16 protein-coding genes and 1 riboswitch are annotated in these 18,246 nt (G+C 72.8%); of the genes, 6 read left to right on the top strand and 10 right to left on the bottom strand.

The window, feature by feature from the left end; translation table 11 throughout:
- Positions 1-2: 2 nt before the first annotated feature.
- From ACFPZJ_RS31220 to ACFPZJ_RS31245, 6 genes are all read right to left on the bottom strand, one after another.
- On the bottom strand, positions 3-1,115 hold the full coding sequence (locus tag ACFPZJ_RS31220; protein WP_381028990.1) for a glycoside hydrolase family 26 protein: 1,113 nt from the start codon (positions 1,113-1,115) through the stop codon (positions 3-5).
- A 41-nt stretch (positions 1,116-1,156) separates the two neighbouring features.
- Positions 1,157-1,612, bottom strand: coding sequence for a hypothetical protein (locus tag ACFPZJ_RS31225; protein WP_381028640.1), 456 nt, complete (start codon positions 1,610-1,612; stop codon positions 1,157-1,159).
- A 178-nt stretch (positions 1,613-1,790) separates the two neighbouring features.
- On the bottom strand, positions 1,791-3,692 hold the full coding sequence (locus ACFPZJ_RS31230) for a hypothetical protein (protein ID WP_381028642.1): 1,902 nt from the start codon (positions 3,690-3,692) through the stop codon (positions 1,791-1,793).
- A gap of 120 nt (positions 3,693-3,812) precedes the next feature.
- Positions 3,813-4,568, bottom strand: a complete 756-nt coding sequence (locus tag ACFPZJ_RS31235) for a polysaccharide deacetylase family protein (protein ID WP_381028993.1) — start codon at positions 4,566-4,568, stop codon at positions 3,813-3,815.
- A 176-nt stretch (positions 4,569-4,744) separates the two neighbouring features.
- Positions 4,745-6,205: a glycosyltransferase family 2 protein gene (locus ACFPZJ_RS31240; protein WP_381028644.1), complete on the bottom strand. Its 1,461-nt coding sequence runs from the start codon at positions 6,203-6,205 to the stop codon at positions 4,745-4,747.
- Positions 6,206-6,263: 58 nt separating this feature from the next.
- Positions 6,264-7,328: a GNAT family N-acetyltransferase gene (locus ACFPZJ_RS31245; protein WP_381028996.1), complete on the bottom strand. Its 1,065-nt coding sequence runs from the start codon at positions 7,326-7,328 to the stop codon at positions 6,264-6,266.
- Between the two features lie 242 nt (positions 7,329-7,570).
- Here ACFPZJ_RS31245 and ACFPZJ_RS31250 point away from each other — a divergent pair, with 242 nt between their 5' ends.
- Positions 7,571-8,392, top strand: a complete 822-nt coding sequence (locus ACFPZJ_RS31250; protein ID WP_381028646.1) for an HAD family hydrolase — start codon at positions 7,571-7,573, stop codon at positions 8,390-8,392.
- A gap of 23 nt (positions 8,393-8,415) precedes the next feature.
- Here ACFPZJ_RS31250 and ACFPZJ_RS31255 read toward each other — a convergent pair whose 3' ends face one another.
- Positions 8,416-9,210 carry a transglycosylase SLT domain-containing protein gene (locus tag ACFPZJ_RS31255; protein WP_381028648.1) on the bottom strand — a complete coding sequence of 265 codons (795 nt, stop codon included), beginning with the start codon at positions 9,208-9,210 and terminating at the stop codon, positions 8,416-8,418.
- 3 nt (positions 9,211-9,213) lie between these two features.
- A riboswitch (cyclic di-AMP (ydaO/yuaA leader) is annotated at positions 9,214-9,371 on the bottom strand.
- Positions 9,372-9,935: 564 nt separating this feature from the next.
- Here ACFPZJ_RS31255 and ACFPZJ_RS31260 point away from each other — a divergent pair.
- The 4 genes from ACFPZJ_RS31260 to ACFPZJ_RS31275 all read left to right on the top strand — a co-directional run bounded on the left by ACFPZJ_RS31260 (position 9,936) and on the right by ACFPZJ_RS31275 (position 14,343).
- Entirely contained in the window at positions 9,936-10,946 is a 1,011-nt protein-coding gene (locus ACFPZJ_RS31260; protein ID WP_381028650.1) for a polyprenyl synthetase family protein, read from the top strand.
- A 306-nt stretch (positions 10,947-11,252) separates the two neighbouring features.
- A complete protein-coding gene (locus ACFPZJ_RS31265; protein ID WP_381028653.1) occupies positions 11,253-12,470 on the top strand; it encodes a LolA family protein in 1,218 nt (405 codons plus the stop codon).
- 33 nt (positions 12,471-12,503) lie between these two features.
- The gene (locus tag ACFPZJ_RS31270; RefSeq protein ID WP_381028656.1) at positions 12,504-13,478 is read left to right on the top strand and encodes an ABC transporter ATP-binding protein; all 975 of its coding nucleotides are present in this window, start codon (positions 12,504-12,506) and stop codon (positions 13,476-13,478) included.
- Positions 13,465-14,343 carry an ABC transporter permease gene (locus ACFPZJ_RS31275; RefSeq protein ID WP_381028659.1) on the top strand — a complete coding sequence of 293 codons (879 nt, stop codon included), beginning with the start codon at positions 13,465-13,467 and terminating at the stop codon, positions 14,341-14,343. Before ACFPZJ_RS31270 ends, ACFPZJ_RS31275 begins: the two co-directional genes overlap by 14 nt.
- Before the next feature lie 3 nt (positions 14,344-14,346).
- On the opposite strand, the gene ACFPZJ_RS31280 is transcribed toward ACFPZJ_RS31275, so the two are convergent.
- The 3 genes from ACFPZJ_RS31280 to ACFPZJ_RS31290 are packed head-to-tail and all read right to left on the bottom strand — an operon-like array spanning position 14,347 to position 16,711.
- Positions 14,347-14,928, bottom strand: a complete 582-nt coding sequence (locus tag ACFPZJ_RS31280) for a flavodoxin family protein (protein WP_381028661.1) — start codon at positions 14,926-14,928, stop codon at positions 14,347-14,349.
- A gap of 47 nt (positions 14,929-14,975) precedes the next feature.
- Entirely contained in the window at positions 14,976-16,160 is a 1,185-nt protein-coding gene (locus tag ACFPZJ_RS31285) for an amidase family protein (RefSeq protein ID WP_381028664.1), read from the bottom strand.
- A gap of 50 nt (positions 16,161-16,210) precedes the next feature.
- Complete coding sequence (locus ACFPZJ_RS31290; RefSeq protein ID WP_381028667.1) at positions 16,211-16,711, bottom strand: DUF6668 family protein; 501 nt, start codon at positions 16,709-16,711, stop codon at positions 16,211-16,213.
- Positions 16,712-16,881: 170 nt separating this feature from the next.
- Here ACFPZJ_RS31290 and ACFPZJ_RS31295 point away from each other — a divergent pair, with 170 nt between their 5' ends.
- Positions 16,882-18,195, top strand: a complete 1,314-nt coding sequence (locus ACFPZJ_RS31295) for a tetratricopeptide repeat protein (protein WP_381028669.1) — start codon at positions 16,882-16,884, stop codon at positions 18,193-18,195.
- Positions 18,196-18,246 lie beyond the last annotated feature (51 nt).

Genomic DNA, 18,246 nt, shown 5'->3' on the forward strand with positions numbered 1-18,246 from the left:
CGTCAGCGGGGCGGTACGGGCTGGTGGAAGTAACTGTTCTTCCCGGCCTCGCGGTAGCCCTCGAGCCCCGGGCCGTCGTTGACGGTCAGATCGCACACGGCCTGGTCGGAGGTCGGCCGGTTCCAGTGCACCAGCGCCTTCACCTCCGGGAGCTTCTTCACGGCGGCCGGGATCTCGGTGTACCAGTCACGCTGGCGCCGCGGATCATCGGGGTCGGGCGCGGTGGCGAACTCGGCGAGCATCACCGGCTTGTCGTCGGAGATGTTCGCGCGCAGCCACTCGTAGCTGGGTTGCTGGCTGCGCAGGAAGTCCTTCCAGTCGGTGGTGTCGTGGCACCGGTAGTAGTTGTACTGGTCCATGGCGATCCAGTCGACGTACGCGTCCCCGGGGTAGAGCGCCTTCATGTCCTCGGCGCTGCCGAGATAGCCGGAGACGGTCCACACCCACACCACGTTGTCGGCACCCAGTTCACGGAACCGGTCATGGAGATGGCGGTAGGCCGCCACGAACTCCTCGGGGGTGCCGGCGCCCTCCTTGATCCGGGCGTCGGTCTCCTGGTCGAAGGAGAGGAAGACCCGCTTCCCGTAGGCCTTGATGCGCCGGATCTGCGGGTCGAGGATCTCCTCGTCGTACCGGCCGGAGGCGATGTTCTTCCAGCCGAGCTGGGTCTCCGTCCAGCCCGCGTGGTGCGGCTCGGTCCAGACGGTGGACTCCCAGGCCAGCATGAGCAGCCGGTCCTCGCCGAGGTCCCGTTCGTCGGGCGTGAGCAGTTGCCCGTCGAGTTCGGAGCCCGACATGTCGTGGTAGTTGTACACGAGGTCGAGCCTGCGGCCGATCCGCTTCTCGAAGCCGAGCACGGCGTCCTTGAGGGAGCCGTTCGCGGCGTACGGCACATAGGCGCCCCACCAGGCGCCGCACGGTGGCACCAGGGTGTCGGTGGGGGCGCAGGGGCCTGTGGGCATCGCGCCGGAGGCCGCGTTGCCGGGTGTGGCGTCCCCGGACGAGTCCTGGTCCCGCGAGTTGCCGGCCCAGATGCCGAGCCCGGCGATCAGCGCGGCCACTGCCACCAGGACGACGGCCGTGTACGTGCGCCTCACGCGTCCCGTCTCCCTCATCCCGCGCCATCCGGACGACCTGCGCAGCCGGTGCGACCTCGTCACGTGCCACTACCTCCGGAAGGCCTGCGTTTGGCGCGTTCGGCCGCGCCGCGCCGCGCGGCGGGCAGCGGCAGTCCCGGCAGGGCCGCGGTGACCGTGGTGAAGACGGCGAGCGAGACGAGGAAGGCGGTCGTCGAGAAGCCCTCGACCAGGAAGAGCGAGGTGGCGGTGAGCACGCCGAGCGAGAGGCTGACGGGCGCGGCGAGCGCGACGGCCTCCAGCCGGGCACCGGGCGCCAGCCCGCCCGGCTGCGGATACAGCGCCGCGCAGCCCGGCCCGAACAGGACGAAGAGCAGCACCGGGATCCAGCGCAGCGGGGACGGTCCCGGCACGGCGGTGGCGGCCAGCGCGAGCCAGCCGGAAGCGGCGACGAGGATCCTCAGCTGCGTCGGGGTGACCCGGAAGCCCTTGGCCTCCTCGCTCTTCTCGATGTCCTCGGTACCCGCGGTGCTCATGGACCGACCCGACTCGCCGCCCTGACCAGCCTGGCCGGACTGGCCGGACCGACCCGACTCGCCGGCCTGACCGGACGCGCCGGCCTGACGTGACTGACCGGACAGACCTGACGGAACCGACTGATCTGGCTGGTCCGGCTGACCTGACTGCTCTGACTGACCTGCAACGTCACTTAGATCACCTTGTGGTCGTTCGTCGGGTGGCCGGGCGGTACTCCAGAACGACGCCGTACGGATGGCTTTCGACGGTCCGGAACAGCGGCGAGGCGGACAGCTTCGAACGCAGGGTCTCGAAGCCGCCGGCCGGCAGCAGGCCCTCTCCGGCGGTGTAGACGTCCTGGGTGCGGGTGAGGACGACGTACGCCCTGGTTCCCGGCGGGATCCCGTCGGCGAGGTAACCGGCCGGGTCCTTCAGCATCTTCTCGTTCTCGGGCAGCTCCTGTTCGGCGAAGAACCAGTGCTCGAGACGGTCGTAGCGGTGCAGCGCCTGCGGGAAGGAACCGCTGGTGGCGAGGATCAGCGAGCCGTCGGGGGCGTTGTCGAGGGCCCGGGTGACCAGCGCCGTCTCCTCGGGCGGCGTGTAGTACATCTTCTCCTTGCCGTAGTACGACGGCATGAAGCCGGCCAGCAGCACCAGCAGGACGGCCGGCAGGGCGACGGCGGCGGCCTTGCGCCGCAGGGCCTTGGCCCGGCTGCGGTGGGTGCCCTCGACGGCCGGCACCAGCGCGGCGGCGGCGAAGAAGGCCGCACCGGGCAGTCCGAAGAGGTAGACGCGGAAGAGCATTTCCCCGCCGTAGTCGTTGACGGCGAACAGCGGCACCGGAGCCGCCGAGACCAGCAGCAGCGGCAGCGCGCTGCGGGTGAGCCGGCGCCGCAGTACGACGGCGGCCCCGGCGAGTGCGGCGACGGCGAGCACCATCAGCACGTTGGCGGTGCCCGCGAGTTCGGGGCCGGGTCCGGTGAGCTGACCCGCGTACCCGGCGCGGGAGTTCTGCGTCAACTCGCCGAGGGAGTCCCTGAGGGTGGACAGCGTCTCGACGAACAGCGGCCGCCCCATCGTCAGGTCCCAGGTGAGCATCAGCAGCCCGGCGACGACCAGCAGCCCGTAGTTGCGGTAGCGGCGGGTGAGGTTGAGCGCGAGCAGGCAGATGCAGAGCATCACCGGGGTGAGCTGGTGCGTGGCGTTGACGGCCGCGATCAGCGGGGCGAGCATCACCACGCACACCGCGCGCTGCCTGTTTCCCGTGGGCGGCGGCACGGGAGCGGCGGCGGGGTCGCGGAAGGTACGGTCGCGCAGCCGTCCGGCGGAGCCGGGGCGTACGAAGTGCCGCAGCACCACCGCGATGACCGTCAGGTGCAGCAGGTACGCCAGCCCCTGCGGGGCGAAGTAGTCCTGGCCCACCCAGTTGGCGAGCTGGAAGATCCAGACGGCGGTCCACACCAGCCGCCAGTCGTGGCAGAAGGTGCGGTAGATCAGGACGAGCACCGGCATCATGAGCAGGCCGAGGACGATCGGCGCCCAGTTGGCGTACGCGGCGGCGCTCTCCACGCCGAAGGCGCGCACCAGGCCGGCGTTGAGCGTGAAGAAGCCGGGCCACTGGTCGTACGCGGACATGTTGCCCGACAGCGCCGCGTGCGGCCGCAGTTCGCCGTTGGCGAGCATCGTGTCGACGACGGCGTCGTGCTTGGAGGCCCACGGGTAGCGCACCGCGTCGTACAGCACCGCCGGTGGTGCCTTGAGCGCGAACAGCAGCGCGGCGCAGTGCGCGGCCGGCCACCACGGGGCGGTGCCCGCGCGCCGCAGACTGAGGACGAAGCCCGCGGTGAGGACCAGCAACGCGAGGTAGTAGGTGGCGGGGAGGCGGTCCAGCAGGCCGTAGTCGCCCATCTCCCGGAAACCGATGCGGGGCAGCGCGTACACCCACAGCCCGGCGGCGAGCAGCAGCGTCAGCAGGCCGGCGTCGGGCGGACGCAGCGGGATCCGCCAGGGGCTGCGGTCACCGCGGGTGGGCGGGCGCCCCGGTCCGGTCGCGAGCTCGGGGGTGGGCAGCACGCTGCTCTCAGCGGTCGGTACAGGCACATGTTGCTGCACGCTGAGACTCCCCTCCCCCGGGCCAAGTATAGGAATTACCTCTGCTTTTCACATCAAAATCGACAGAGTCGACGGAGCCGACGGAGCCGACGGAGCCGCATCTCCGGCTCACCCGGCGAAGACGGGGCCGTGGACGACGGCGCGGGCCCGGCGGTACCACCGCCAGCCGACCGTCTTCGGTCCGTCGCGGTACGGCGCGACCCGGGCGCCCTCGCCCGCCAGCCAGCCCTCGACGTCGGCGAGCGTGTGGCCGCGCCGCACGATGAGCCGGGCGATGCGGTAGCGCTCGTCCCGGTCGGAGCTGAGCGCGTGCCGTACGGCGGTCGCCGTCTCGTAGCCGGCCCGGGCCGCCATCGCCCTCACCCGCGGGCTGTTGTAGCCGTGCGGATAGGCGAGGTGGCGGACCGGGTGGCCGAGCGCGTCCTCCAACTCGGCTTTTGAGGCACGCAGTTCGTACGACAGGGCCTTGGCGGACAGGGTGTCCAGCTGGGCGTGGGTGACGGTGTGGCTGCCGATCTCCATGCCGTAACGTTCCAGCTCCGCCGCGCGGGCCAGCGTCATCATCGGGGCGGGCGGCAGCAGGCTGCGTCCGCCCGGGGCGATGGCTCCGGTGGTGAGGTAGGCGGTGGCGGGCAGCGCACGCTCGGCCAGGGCCTCGGCGGTGGGGCCGGGCAGATCCGCGAAGCCGTCGTCGAAGGTGAGCAGCACGGGCCGGGGCGGCAGGGGCGCACGGCCGGCGAGATGATCGGCTATGGCACTGATCGTGACCGGTGTGCGTCCGCTGCCGACGACGGCGTCGAGGTGCGCGGCGAACTGGATCGGCGTCACCGTGAACTCCGCGATCCAGGGCGGCGGATCGTCCATCACGGCGTGGTACAGGAACACGGGGATGGCGGGGGCGACGGCGGACGGTGAGGGCACGCTGGCGGGGGCCTGCCGGTCCTCCGGGCTGCGGCCGTCGGCCGCATTCTCCCGGCCTTCCCGGCCCTCCCGGCCTCTGCCGGTCTCCGGTCCTTCCGGGTGCCCTCGCGTCGACGTCTTCATCTCGACCCCCGGGAAGCGGCACCGCGCAGGGCGCGTCGGGCCCGGAGATAGCCCACCGGTCCGTACACCATTCCCCTGCGCTGGAGCCGCGACAGTCGGCGCGGCCACGGGTGGGTCCGGGTGTCGTGCCCGCCCGGCGCGCCGCCACCGTCCGTCTCCCGTACGGCGGTCAGCGCGCGGGCGTGAGCGAGGCCGCGCGGCAGCCTGGCGAGGAACGCGGGCAGCAGGGCGGGGCGGTTGACCAGGATTGCGGTGAGGTAGGCGGTCAGGCCGGCGCCGTAGCCGTACGCCTGGGCCTCCAGGTCCCGCCAGGTCTCCCGGTGGTGGTGCCACACCAGCGCCGACGGCGTGTAGCGCAGCCGGTGGCCGTCGGACAGGACGCGGACGAAGCCGTAGAGGTCGTCGCCGCCCCGGGCGGGCGTTCCCGCGCCGGTGGCCGGGTCGAAACCGCCGACGGAACGCAGCACGTCCGTACGGAAGGCCATGTTCGCGCCGGAGCCGAACCGGCCCGCCGTGAAGGGGAACAGCGGCTCGTCGGGCGGCGGGTCCTTGGGGTCGTACGTCCGTGGGGTGAAGCCCTTCGCGAAACCGCCGTGGCTCTCCAGCAGCACCTGGGCCGGGGTGCGCAGCCGTGCGGGCAGGATCAGCCCGGTTGTGCAGCCGAGACCGGGGTCGGTCGCGAACGGCGCGGTGAGTTCGGTGAGCCAGCGCGGGTCGGCGACGACGTCGTCGTCGGTGAAGGCGACGACCTCGCCCCGGGCGGTCGCCAGCCCCGTGTTGTGCGCGACGGCGAGTCCGGGTACCGGTTCGCACACGTACCGCACGCGCTCGCCGTACTTCCGCTCGACCAGCTCCCGCGTCTCGCCCGTCACGGGCGCGTTGTCGACGACCACGGTCTCGAAGCGCGGGTGGTCCTGCGCGAGAAGCGAGTCCAGCGCACGGGCGAGCCGGTCGGCACGCTCACGGGTGGCGACCACGACGGTGGTGTACGGGGGCTTGTGGGCAGGTGCGGCAGAGGGTTCTCCGGGATTCCCCCCGCCCCCTCCCGCCGGCCGCTCGCCGCCGGCCCCTCCCGAGGCCACGCCCACAGCCCTCGCCGCTCCGGGCGTTCCCGCCACTCCGAACGTCCCCGCAGCTCCCGCGGCCTCCGCCCCTCCCGTCGCTCCCCGCATCCCCGCGGCCCCCGCAACCGCCGCTCCCGCCCCGCCCCCGGGCAGCTCGTGCGCGAGTGCTGTCAGCGCGGTCTTCGGGTCCGTGCCTTCCGGTATGTGCCCCAGCAGGGTGCCGATCGGGCGCCCGCTTTTCCTCACCAGCACGAACGCCTCGCCGTGCGTCAAGGGCGGGCTGCCTGGGCCGGGGCCGACGGTGCCGGTGCCGATGTCCAGCTCGGCGACCTGCACCGGTCTGATGCCGAGGAACCGCCGTATCTCCTCCTGCGCCCGCGTGATGCGAGACATGTCCCCTCCCCCTTGTTCACGACGTTCAGACGCTCAGACGTTCACAAGTTCACGATGTTCACGACCTGCGCAGCCGTGCCGCGCCCCTCAAAGTCCGCGCGGCCAGCGACGCGAGGTGCGGCCGGCCGCGGACGAAGCTGTGCGCGCGGCGCGCGGGCTCGCGGCTCAGCCAGTGCAGCGCGGCGCCCACCCCCGGACGCGTCGCCGCCCCCTCGTACACCGGAAGTTCGCCCGTCCTCAGCGCGTCCTTGTACTCGGCCGCGCCCCGGCCCATGTCGAGCGTGCCGATGCCCTCGGCCGCCGCCGCCTCGGCCATCCGCAGGTGCAGCACCAGCCCCGGCGAGTACTTCGCGAACTCCGGGTCGTAGGCCGGGAACCAGCAGGCCAGCACCGAGGCCGAACGCAGCCCGAAGTGCGCGGCGACGGGACGGTCGGCGGCGTACAGCACGGAGAGCGTGCCGGTGCACTCCGGTGTCCGCGTCCCGGCGAGCCGGGCCACGAGCCGGGTGATCCACTCCTGCGCGAACCGGTCCCGGCGGCCGGTCCGGCGGTACTGCGCCGACTTCCACTCCATGAGCGTGCGCAGCGCGGCCGGGTCGCGTTCGTCGAACACGAACCGCGGCTCGCCGACCTGGCGGCCCATCCGCCGCTCCTTGGCGAGCGTGGTCTTCAGGAACTTCGGCGACTGGGCGCGCAGCACGGACTCGTAGGTCTCGTAGCCCTTCTCCACGTCGATGACGTAGGTGGCGTGCTCCTCGGCCGCGTACGGCACGAACAGCAGCTGCTCGGCCTCCAGGTTGTCGAAGGCGTAGCTCGACACCGAGCAGGCCCGCAGGAGCGCCCCGGTGTCCGGGCGCAGGCCCGGGCGCAGCACCGCGCCCTGGCAGTCCGACACCCCGAGCCCGATCGCCCGGCCCTGCCCCAACGGGCCCCGCTCGTACGGCAGGAAGCCGACCGGCTCCAGTCCCTCGTACAGCACGGCGACCCGGGCCTGTGGGCGTACGCGGCCCACGGCTTCGGTGAACTCCGGTTCCATGAACGGGTTGCGCGGCGCCTCGGAAGCGGCGCGCAGTTCGCGCCAGCGCTCCCTTTCCCCCTCGCCGAGCTCCTCGGGCCCCAGCACGCGAATGCGGCCACTGCGTCCACTGCTCAACCTGACCCCCCGATCAAGTCCCCCCTGGACACATGGAAGGTACCGCCCGAGACCGCCCCGACGGTAGGTAGCGGAGCATGTTGTTGCCAAGTGGTGCAGAGACCTTCAACCGGCCGGTAACCGGCTATGCCGGAAACCGCCCCTCCCGGGAGCGGCCTGGGGAGCGAGGCGGGCGATGAGTCGTACCGCCGCGTTGTCCGTATTCTCTGATCATGGCCGCTCCCACCGCGTATTCACTCATCGCCACCGACCTGGACGGAACGCTGCTGCGCGGCGACGACACCCTCTCCGACCGGTCCCTGGCCGCGCTCGCGAGGGTGGCGGACGCCGGTGCCCGGCACCTCGTGGTCACAGGACGCCCCGCGCCGCGCGTGCGGCCGCTCCTGGACGACCTCGGCTGCGAGGGGCTCGCGGTGTGCGGGCAGGGCGCGCAGGTGTACGACGCCGGCGCGAACCGTCTGCTGTGGTCCGTCACCCTGGACCGGGAGCTGGCCGAGACCGCGCTGGAGAAGATCGAGGCCGAGGTGGGGCAGGTGTACGCGGCGGTCGACCAGGACGGGGTCGACGGGCTCACCCTCATCGAGCCCGGCTATCTGATGCCGCACCCGACGCTGCCCGCGCTGCGCGTGGAGCGGCGCGTGGACCTGTGGTGCGCGCCCATCAGCAAGGTGCTGCTGCGCCACCCCCACCTGTCCGACGACGAGTTGGCGGCGACGGCGCGTTCGGTGGTCGGGTCCCTGGCGACGGTCACCATGTCGGGGCCGGGCACCGTCGAGCTCCAGCCGTGCGGCGTCACCAAGGCGACCGGTCTGGCGCTGGCCGCCGAACACCTGGGGCTGAGCCCGGAGCGGACCATCGCCTTCGGTGACATGCCCAACGACATCCCCCTGTTCGACTGGGCCGCCCACGGCGTCGCCATGGCCAACGCCCACCCCGAACTCAAGGCGGTCGCCGACGAGATCACCCTGTCGAACGAGGACGACGGCATCGCCGTCGTCCTCGAGCGACTGTTCCCCGACGCGCGGGGCCGGTGAGGCGTGCGGCCCGGGGGCGCGGCCTAGTAGGGGCCGTTGACGTTGTCGATCGATCCGTACCGCTGGGCCGCGTAGTTGCAGGCGGCCGTGATGTTGGCGACCGGGTCGTACGGGTCCCAGGACGTGCCCTCCACGTGGTACGCCTGGAAGGTCGGGTCGATCACCTGCAGCAGGCCCTTGGACGGGGTGCCGGCGGCGGCGTTGGAGTCCCAGTTGTTGATGGCCAGGGGGTTGCCGGACGACTCGCGCATGATGTTGCGGTAGATGCCGTCGTAGGTTCCCGGAATTCCCTTTTGCGCCATGATGTCCAGCGCTTCACGGATCCAGCCGTCGAGGTTGTCGGCGTAGGTCTTCACCGAGGCCGTGGTGGCCTGGGCGACGGATCCGGCGGCCTGCGTGGCGGACTTGGCGGGCTTGGCGGCGACGGCCGGCTTGGCGGTGTCCGCCTTGGTGCCGGCGTTCGCCTCGGCCGTCCTGACCTTCAGTTCGAGGCCCGGGTGGATGACCCTCGGGTCGTCGCCGACGGCCTTGCGGTTGTCCTTGTAGAGCTGACGCCATCCGCCGTTCACGTCGTACTCGTCGGCGATCCGGTAGAGCGTGTCGCCCTTCACCACGGTGTAGGTGAGGGACTTGGGCGCCTTGGCCGCCTGGGGCGCGGACTGCGCGGCGGCGGGCGCGGTCTGGGCCGGCTGGACGGCGTGCGCGGCGGTGGCGCCCAGCAGGGGGAGCGCGAGGGCCACGCCGCCGGTGCCGGCGGCCAGGACACCTCGGGTGAGCGGATTGATTCTGACGCGGCGGTGCTTACCTCGTCCGAGCATGGTGATGTTCCTCTCCGACGCCTGCGAGGTGAGCTGTCGGGTTCGGGCGGGAGGTGCCCGGCCGCGGGCGCGGCTTCACCCCGAGCCGTACCGGCGCGACGCACCGGTACGGCGACTTACCTGGGTCCCCCGCTCCTGCCGTGCGTGAGTGAAGTGGTCGTCGGTGGCACGGGCGGCGGCAGGATTCGGCGTCCGCCCGGCAGGCCCGGAACGTATGCGAGAGCACATGCCGGGAACAAGTGCCGATGTCACAGCTCAAGCTGGTTGATCTTGCTGTGGGGGATTTGGGGTGCTTGATCCTTTGCGGTCGCCACGTTCAACTGGCGTGTCCGCGAAGGTGAAACGGCGGTGTGCCGTGTGATGACGCGCGTGAGGCGTGAGTGACTTACTTCACTGCGCGCGAGCCCGGAGGGCATTCTCCATCTACTGGAATTCGCTTGCCATTTGCGGCAAATCGGGCGGGGTGAGTGGAGATGCGTGCGCGGTGAGAGGGGGTTCGCGGCACCGGCCCGGGACGTGGTGCGATACTTACTGGAAAGTCGATAAATGTCTGTTCTTATCGACTGATCAAAAACATAACGGGCGTGATCCGATACCGCCCGTCCTGTAACAGTGGGCGCTGGCGGTGATCGAAACGTGACCGGATACGCTGACTTGAGTGATGGCAGCGACCTATCGACAAACCGTGTAACCGCCAGTAGACACCAGCAGACAGGAGACCCCTCGTGACCGTCGTCGGGCCGTTCGGGCTGAGCGTGCGGGACCAGGCTCTGGAAGCCGATGTCCAGGCCGGATTGGCGGCTGTCGAGGAAGGGCTGCTCGAAGCCACCAAGAGCGAGGTGCCCTTCATCACGGAGGCCGCCCAGCATCTGGTGCGGGCCGGTGGCAAGCGCTTCCGGCCGCTGCTCGTGATGCTCGCCGCGCGGTTCGGTGATCCGTACGCGCCCGGCATCGTGCCCTCGGCGGTGGTCGTGGAGCTGACCCACCTGGCCACGCTCTACCACGACGACGTGATGGACGAGGCGGCCGTACGCCGCGGGGTGCCCAGCGCGAACACCCGCTGGGGCAACTCCGTCGCGGTGCTCACCGGCGACTTCCTCTTCGCGCGGGCCTCGCAGATCCTGGCCGACCTGGGGCCGGAGGCGGTGCGGGTGCAGGCCGTGGCCTTCGAGCGGCTGGTCACGGGCCAGATCCTGGAGACGGCGGGGCCGCAGGACGGGCGTGACCCGGTCGACCACTACCTGGACGTGCTGGGCGGCAAGACCGGCTCGCTGGTGGCGGTGTCGTGCCGGTTCGGCGCGATGATGTCCGGCGCCGACGAGACGGTCGTGGACGTGCTCACCCAGTACGGCGAGCGGCTCGGCGTCGCCTTCCAGCTGGCGGACGACGTCCTGGACATCGCCTCCGACTCCCACGAGTCCGGCAAGACGCCGGGCACGGACCTCAGGGAGGGCATCGCGACCCTCCCGGTGCTGCGGCTGCGGGAGCGGGCGGCCCGGCTGGGGCTGGCCGAGGACGTCGCGCTGTGCGAGCTGCTGGACTCCGACCTCACCGACGACGAGCGCCACGCCGAGGCCCTTCGCCGGCTGCGGGCCCACCCGGCCCTGGACCAGGCGCGCCGGGACACCGTGCGGTACGCGGAGGAGGCCCGGGCCGCACTGGCTCCCCTGCGCGACGGCGCGGCGAAGGCGGCCCTGATGGAACTGTGCGACGCGGTGGTGCACCGCGCGGGATAGCCCCCGCCCGGTCGCCGTGCCCGTGACGGGGCCTTCGGCGTCGCTCCGCCGTCCGTCGACCTGGCGGCGTCGTCCGCACGACCCCTACGGGTCGGGGGAGGCGCCGCCGCGCCATGTCATACCGCAGCAGTACACGGAGTTGAGTCCGGGGGCTGACGAATCCGGTCGGCCGATTTGGTCAGATGGAAACCACGGACATCACCACAACTCACCGATTCGGGTGAGAATGGCGGCTCGACGGAGAACCGGTGCGGGGACGCGAGGCATCGACGGAAAGCCGCCGCCGACAACGGAGGTAGGGCACACATGGCACCGTACGCATCCGACGACAACACGACCGCCGGGGAGGCCGACGACCCGCGAGGGGGCCGGCGCAAGGCCGCGCGGTACGTGGTCCCGGTGGCGGTGATGGGGGTGGCGGCCGCGACGATCGGGCTCGTCCCCGCGCTCGCCGACTCCGGCGACCCCGACCTGCCCGAGATCACCGCCGAGCAGCTCATAGAGAAGATCGCCGAGTCGGACGTGCAGCAGCTGTCCGGCACGGTGAAGATCACCACGGATCTCGGCCTGCCGGACCTCGGCGGCCTGGAGAGCGGCCTGATGTCCGGCGCGGCCCGGCACGGCGACGACGGGGGCTCCTCCGCCGACCCGTCGGCCAAGCTCATGGAACTCGCCTCCGGCACGCACACCCTGCGCGTCGCGGCCGACGGCCCCGACCGGCAGAAGCTGTCGCTGCTGGAGAACGCCGCCGAGTACAGCGTGATCCACAACGGCAAGGACGTATGGGGCTACGACAGCGCGTCCAACGAGGTCTACCACGGCACGGCCGCCGGCAGTGGAGCGCACGAGAGGCGGCAGCCTCCGGCCACCCCCGAGGACTTCGCCGAGCAGGCCCTGAAGGCGGTCGACGGCACCACGTCCGTGACCGTCGACGGCACCGCGCAGGTCGCCGGCCGGGACGCCTACAAGCTGGTCATCAAGCCGAAGCAGTCGGGTTCCACGGTCGGTGCGATCAGCGTGGCGGTCGACGCGAGGACCGGCATGCCGCTGAAGTTCACCCTGACCCCGGCGAGCGGCGGCGCCGCCGTCGTCGACGCGGGCTTCACCCAGGTCAGCTTCGCCAAGCCGGCCGCGTCGACCTTCGACTTCACCCCGCCCAAGGGCGCGAAGGTCACCGAGGACGACGAGCTCGACCACTCCGCCAAGGCCCCGGAGCACGCCCCGAGGTCCAAGGGCGACCTCGCCGGGGAGCTCGGCGGTCTCGACGGCCTGAAGACCATCGGCGAGGGCTGGAACACCATCGCCACCTTCGGCACCGGCGGCGAGGGCCTGCCCACCGCCGAGGCCGGCGGCGACCTCGGCGGTTTCCTGAACTCGCTCGGCGACAAGGCCAGCGGCAAGTTCGGCTCGGGCACGGTCTTCAGCACCCGCCTGGTCAACGCCCTGATCACGGACGACGGCAAGGTCTACGTGGGCGCCGTCACCAAGGACGCGCTCGTGAAGGCGGCCGACGCCGGGAAGTAACACCGAACGCACGCCGACGAATCGAGGAAGCCGATGGGCGAACCGGCCACCGCGGAGCCGGACCCGGCGGGCGCCGGAGACGGCGTCATCGCCACCCGTGCGCTCACCAAGCGCTTCCGCGGCGGACAGCTCGCCGTGGACGGCCTGGACCTGACCGTCCCGGCGGGCAGCGTCTTCGGCTTCCTCGGCCCGAACGGCTCCGGCAAGACCACCACCATCCGCATGCTGATGGGGCTCATCGAACCGACCTCCGGCACGGCGCGCGTGCTCGGGCAGCCCATGCCCCGGGCCGCGCGCTCCGTGCTGCCGCACGTCGGCGCCCTCATCGAGGGACCGGCCCTGTACGGCTTCCTCTCCGGTGGCGACAACCTCATGCGGTACGACGCCGCCGACCCGACCGCCGATCCGCGCACCCGGCGTGCCCGTGTCACGGCGGCGCTGGACCGGGTGGGCCTGACGGCCGCCGCGGGCAAGAAGACCAAGGCGTACTCGCTGGGCATGAAGCAGCGCCTCGGTCTGGCGGCGGCCCTGCTCCAGCCGCGCAGACTCCTCGTGCTCGACGAGCCGACCAACGGCCTGGACCCGCAGGGCATGCGGGAGATCCGCACCCTCGTCCGGGAGCTGGCCTCCGACGGCACCACCGTGTTCCTCTCCTCCCACCTGCTCGACGAGATCGAGCAGGTCTGCACGCACGCGGCGGTGATGGCGCGCGGCCGGCTGATCACCCAGGGCGCGGTCGCCGACCTGGCCGCCGGGACGCGCGGCCGGCTGGTGGTGACCACGCCGGACGCGGGGGACGCGGCGCGGGTGCTGAAGGAGCAGGGAACCGGTGACATCGTCGTCGGCGACGACCGGGTGACCGGCGAGCCGCCGGACCGCGATCTCGCCGAGGTGAACGCCGCGCTGGTGTCGGCGGGCGTCCGGGTGCGGGGCTTCACCGTCGAACGGGCCTCCCTGGAGGACGCCTTCGTGGCGCTGACGGGGGAGGGCTTCGATGTCGCGGGCTGACGCTCCGGAGGCCGTACGGCGGCCGAGTCCGCTGTGGACCCTCGGCCTGCTGCGCAGCGAACTGCTCACCACCTTCCGGCGCTGGCGCACGCTCGCGCTGCTGGGCGTCCTGGCCGCCGTACCGGTGCTGGTCGGCATCGCCGTGAAGATCGAGACGGGCGACGGCTCGTCGGCCGGCGGTGGAGGCGGCGCGGGACCGGCGTTCATCTCGCAGATCACCAACAACGGCCTGTTCCTCGTCTTCACCGCGCTCGCCGCCACGCTGCCGTTCTTCCTGCCCATGGCGGTCGGCGTCGTCGCGGGCGACGCCATCGCCGGCGAGGCGAACGCCGGAACGCTCCGCTACCTGCTGGTCGCCCCCGCCGGCCGCAGCCGCCTGCTGCTCACGAAGTACGCGACCGTCCTCGCCTTCTGTCTCGTCGCCACCCTCGTGGTCGCCGTGACGGCGCTGACGGTCGGGGCGCTGCTGTTCCCGCTCGGCGACCTGACGACCATCTCCGGCACGCGGATCGGCTTCGCCGAGGGCCTGGGCCGGGCCCTGCTGATCGCCCTGGTGGTGGCCGCGTCACTCATCGGCGTGGCGGCGCTCGGCCTGTTCGTCTCGACACTGACCAACAGCGGCATCGCGGCGATGGCGACGACCGTCGGCCTGCTGATCACCGTCCAGATCCTCGACCAGATCCCCCAGCTGGACGCCCTCCACCCGTACTTCTTCTCGCACTACTGGCTGTCCTTCGCCGACCTCATGCGGGAGCCCGTCTACTGGGACGACCTCCTGAGGAACCTCGGTCTCCAGGCCCTGTACGCGGCGGTGTTCGGTTCGGCGGCCTGGGCGCGGTTCACGGCGAAGGACATCACGGCCTGAGCCTCAGACCTCATACGGGAAGCGGGCGAGCGGCGCCTCCTGCGCGAAGAAGGTCTTGGCGCGGCTGAGCGCCTCGTCGTCCCGCAGGACGTCACCCGGCTTGCTGCCGTTGCCGAGCAGCACCCCGCCGAACCGCATCCCCAGGTAGGCGGCCGAGTTGTTGAGCGTGCCGACCAGCGGGTCGGCGACCTCCTGCTCGGGGTGCGCGAGCGCGGCGACGCCCCACAGGGTGCGCCCGGCCATGGCCGCCTTGAAGTCGAGGCCGGGGGTGCGCAGCCAGCCCGACCAGTAGTCGAGGTAGCGCTTGGTGAGGCTGGAGACCGAGTACCAGTACAGCGGCGAGGCGATCACGATGTCGGTCGCCGCGAGCGTGGCGTCGAGCAGCAGGGCCACGTTGCCCTCCCGTGGGCGGACGTGGTCGCTGTCGTGCCGCAGGTCCTCGAAGTCGGGCAGCGGATGGTCGGCGAGGTCGATCCACCGCTGCTCCACGTCGGCGGGCAGTTGCTCGGCGGCCCGGCGGGCCAGCAGTTCGGTGTTGCCCTCGCGGCGGGCGCTGCCCAGGACGAACAGGAAACGACGGCTCATGGCGGACCCCCAGAAAAGTCGGCGTACATCAATAACGCGCACCTGCATCATATGCGCATGCATTGAATTGTCCAGTGGGAATCCGGTGCGCGTGCCGCAACCTCCCGGGCGACGGCCAGCAGCAGGTCCTCCCGCCCGCGGGGTGCGACCAGTTGGAGCCCGGCCGGGCAGCCGTCGGTGCCGAGTGCGGCCGGGATGCTCACTGCCGGGTGGCCGCTCAGGTTGAAGGCCCAGGTGAGCGCGGTGGAGTAGCGGTCGCCGGGACCGTCGTGGCCGTGCGGTGGGATGGGGGCCGTCGGCGTCAGCAGCAGCTCCGCGCCGGCGAACAGCCGGGCCAGCCGCCGGTCGTTCGCCGCCCGGACCCGGCGGCCCTCGTGGGCGGCGGCCGGGTCGGTGCCGGACGCGCGCAGGGCCAGCCAGGCGGGCGCGGGGTCGGCCAGCCGCAGCGGAGTCCGGGGCCGGACCAGCCGTACGACACCGGCCCGCGCGAGCCGCTCGGCCGCCGCCCGGGCGAGCGCGACGGGTTCCGGGTCGGGCTCGGCGAAGCCGAGTCCGGCTGACCAGACGGCGCTGACGGGGAGGGACGCGGAGACCGGCAGGGACGCGTCGGCGGGCCGGGACGCGGAGACCGGTCCCTCCGCCACCGGCTGCTCCCGGGAGACCGCCCGCCACCAGGCCGCCGCGTCCGACGCCGAGCGGGCCAGCACCCCGGGTGCCGTGAGGCCCGTGCGGTCGCCCGACGGCAGCCGGCCGTTGGTGACCTTCAGGCCGACGACCCCGCACCACGCCGCCGGGATCCGCACCGAACCGGCCCCGTCGCTCCCGGTCGCCAGTGGCACCAGCCCGGCCGCCACCGCGGCGGCGGACCCGGCCGAGGAACCTCCCGGCGTACGGTCCGCCCGCCACGGGTTGACCGTAAGGCCGTGCGCCCCGAGCCCCCAGGTCTGCCAGGCGGTTCCCGGCCCGGGCACGGAAGTGGCGCCCACGGCGACACACCCGGCCGCGAGCAACGGAGCCGCCCCACGCAGCCCGTGACGCCCCTTCACGCCGATCGGCACCCCGGCCAGCGGCAGCCGCTCGCCCGCGCCGACACGGGCGTCGACCTCGCCCGCCCGCCGCAGCGCCGCCTCGCCCCACACCTCGGCGAACGCGCACAGCGACACATCGACCCGCTCGATCCGGTCCAGGGCCGCCGCGACGACGTCGACGGCCCGCAGTGCCCGGGACCGCACGGCCGCGGCGATCTCCTCCGCGGACAGGGACGCCGCCGGGCTCGCCGCCGTCAGCGCGCCGCTCCCGCCCCCGTCAGCCGGGCCAGTGCCGCCGTCTCACGGGGCGTGCGTCCGCCGAGGTCACCCAGGCGCCAGGCCGGCACCCACGGCACGCGATAGAGGTCGACGGCCGACTCCAGCGGCCGGATCCGGTGGGCGAGCGGGCGCGGCAGCCGTCCGGGCGCGTCCGCGACGAGGACCACGGCCTCCAGGTTCAGATGAGAGGGGGCCTCCCCGCGCCGGAAGACCTCCACGGCCCGGCCCGCGGCCTCCAGGCCGGCCGCGTGCGTCCGGGCGACCAGCAGCACCGACGCCGGATCGGCCGGGCCCGGCCAGGACCGGCCGCAGTCCTGACCGCCGTAGACGGCGGCGAGCGTGGACACGCCCGCGCCGCCGTGCGTGCCCACCCAGGAGAAACGCCGTGCCGTGGCCGAGGCGTGGGCGGGCTCCGGCGGCCCCGGTTCCGGTGCGGCCACCGGCCCGCGGATCCAGATCTCCGGTCCCTGTCGCATGCTTGTCCGCATGCCTCCTCTTCTGCTCGTCATCCCGATCTTCATGCCGCCGGGCGGGGCTCGCCGGGCGCCCCGGCCCTTGGGACGAGCCTGTGACACCTCGGTGACGTGAGAACCGCGAGTGAGCGGACAGACTCGACGACAGGTGCACGACGTCGAGAGAGGGGACGATGTCCCGACTCAGCCGCGCGATGAAGCGGGAACAGAAGCAGGCCGCGGACGCGGCGACCCCTGCGCCAGCGCCGATCGACGTCAGAGTCCCCGAGGCCGGAGCGGGTGCGGGCGGCGCGTCGGTCGGCGGCGTGCCGGTGGTCGCGGAGCCCGGCCAGGAGATCCAGCAGGCCGTCCTGAACCGCCTGCACCGCATCGCCCTGGCCACCGGTCACCCCGTCCACGCCACGGTCCACGACGAGCGCATCGGCTACGTCGTGCCGCTCCTGGTCGCCCCGGACGGCTCCAGCCGTTTCACGGCCGACCCCGTTGCGACGGAGCCGGACTGTTCCACGGAGCCGGGCTGCTCCGGGCCGGTTACCGAAGAGCCCGTGGAGGACACGGTGCGGCATGACGTGCCCACCCAAGTGCTGCGCCCGGCGCGGGAGCCCGTGCGGGACGCCGCTCCGACGTTCCCGTTCCGGCCGGTGCCCGAGTCGGGGACGGCCGCGGGGCCCGTACCCGCGTTCGAGCCGCTCGCCGCGCCCGATCCGGTGCGGGACACGCCGCCGGGCACGGTGGCGCCCCCGACGGGGGAGTTCGGCCCGCCGCCGATCATGGACACGCCTCCCGCCCCCGGAACCGTACCGTCCATGGCGCCGCAAGCCGTCCCCGAACCGGAACCGCCTCGCGCACCGCAGGCCACCCGCGAGCCGACGCGGTCCCACCAAGTCCGGGCCCCCCGTGGACTCGTCCCGGACCTGGGGCCCGGCCCCGACCTCGATCCCGACCCCGGGCCCGCCCCCGCCCGGGGCTTCGACGCCGTGGCGGAAGCCGTTCTCGGTGACGAACCCCTGACCGCTCCCGGGCAGCCGCCCGCGCTCCTCGCCGAGCCGGTCGGGCGGATCAACGAGGCCGTGAAGGCGGGGCGGATCGAGACGGCGACGCGGCTGGCGCAGGACACCGTGGCACAGGCGTCGGCGACGCTGGGCCCGGAGCACCCCGCGATGCTCGGGCTACGCGAACTCGACGCCTACGTCGCGTACTTGGCGGGCGACCCGGTGCGCGCCTTCCGGGTCTCCCTCGACCTGGCCCTGATCCACCGCCGCGGGGGCGACGCGGAGGCCGCGTACGGCAACGTGTGGAGCGCGGCCACCGCCTGGCGCGCGGTGCGCGACCCCTTGCTGGGGCTGGAACTCGGCGGCGAGCTCATCGGTCTGTGGACCGAGCTCGCCGCCGAGGAGGGTCCGGCCGCCGACGAACCGGAGGAACTGGAGTCCGCCCGCGCCCGCATGGGCCGCCTCACCGCCCGCGCCCGCGACCGGCGGAGCTGATCGGAGCGCGCGCGGATCCATGTGGGCGGAGGCATCTGGGCGGCGTCGTGC

The organism is Streptomyces bullii (assembly GCF_042657145.1).
Lineage (GTDB): Bacteria > Actinomycetota > Actinomycetes > Streptomycetales > Streptomycetaceae > Streptomyces > Streptomyces bullii.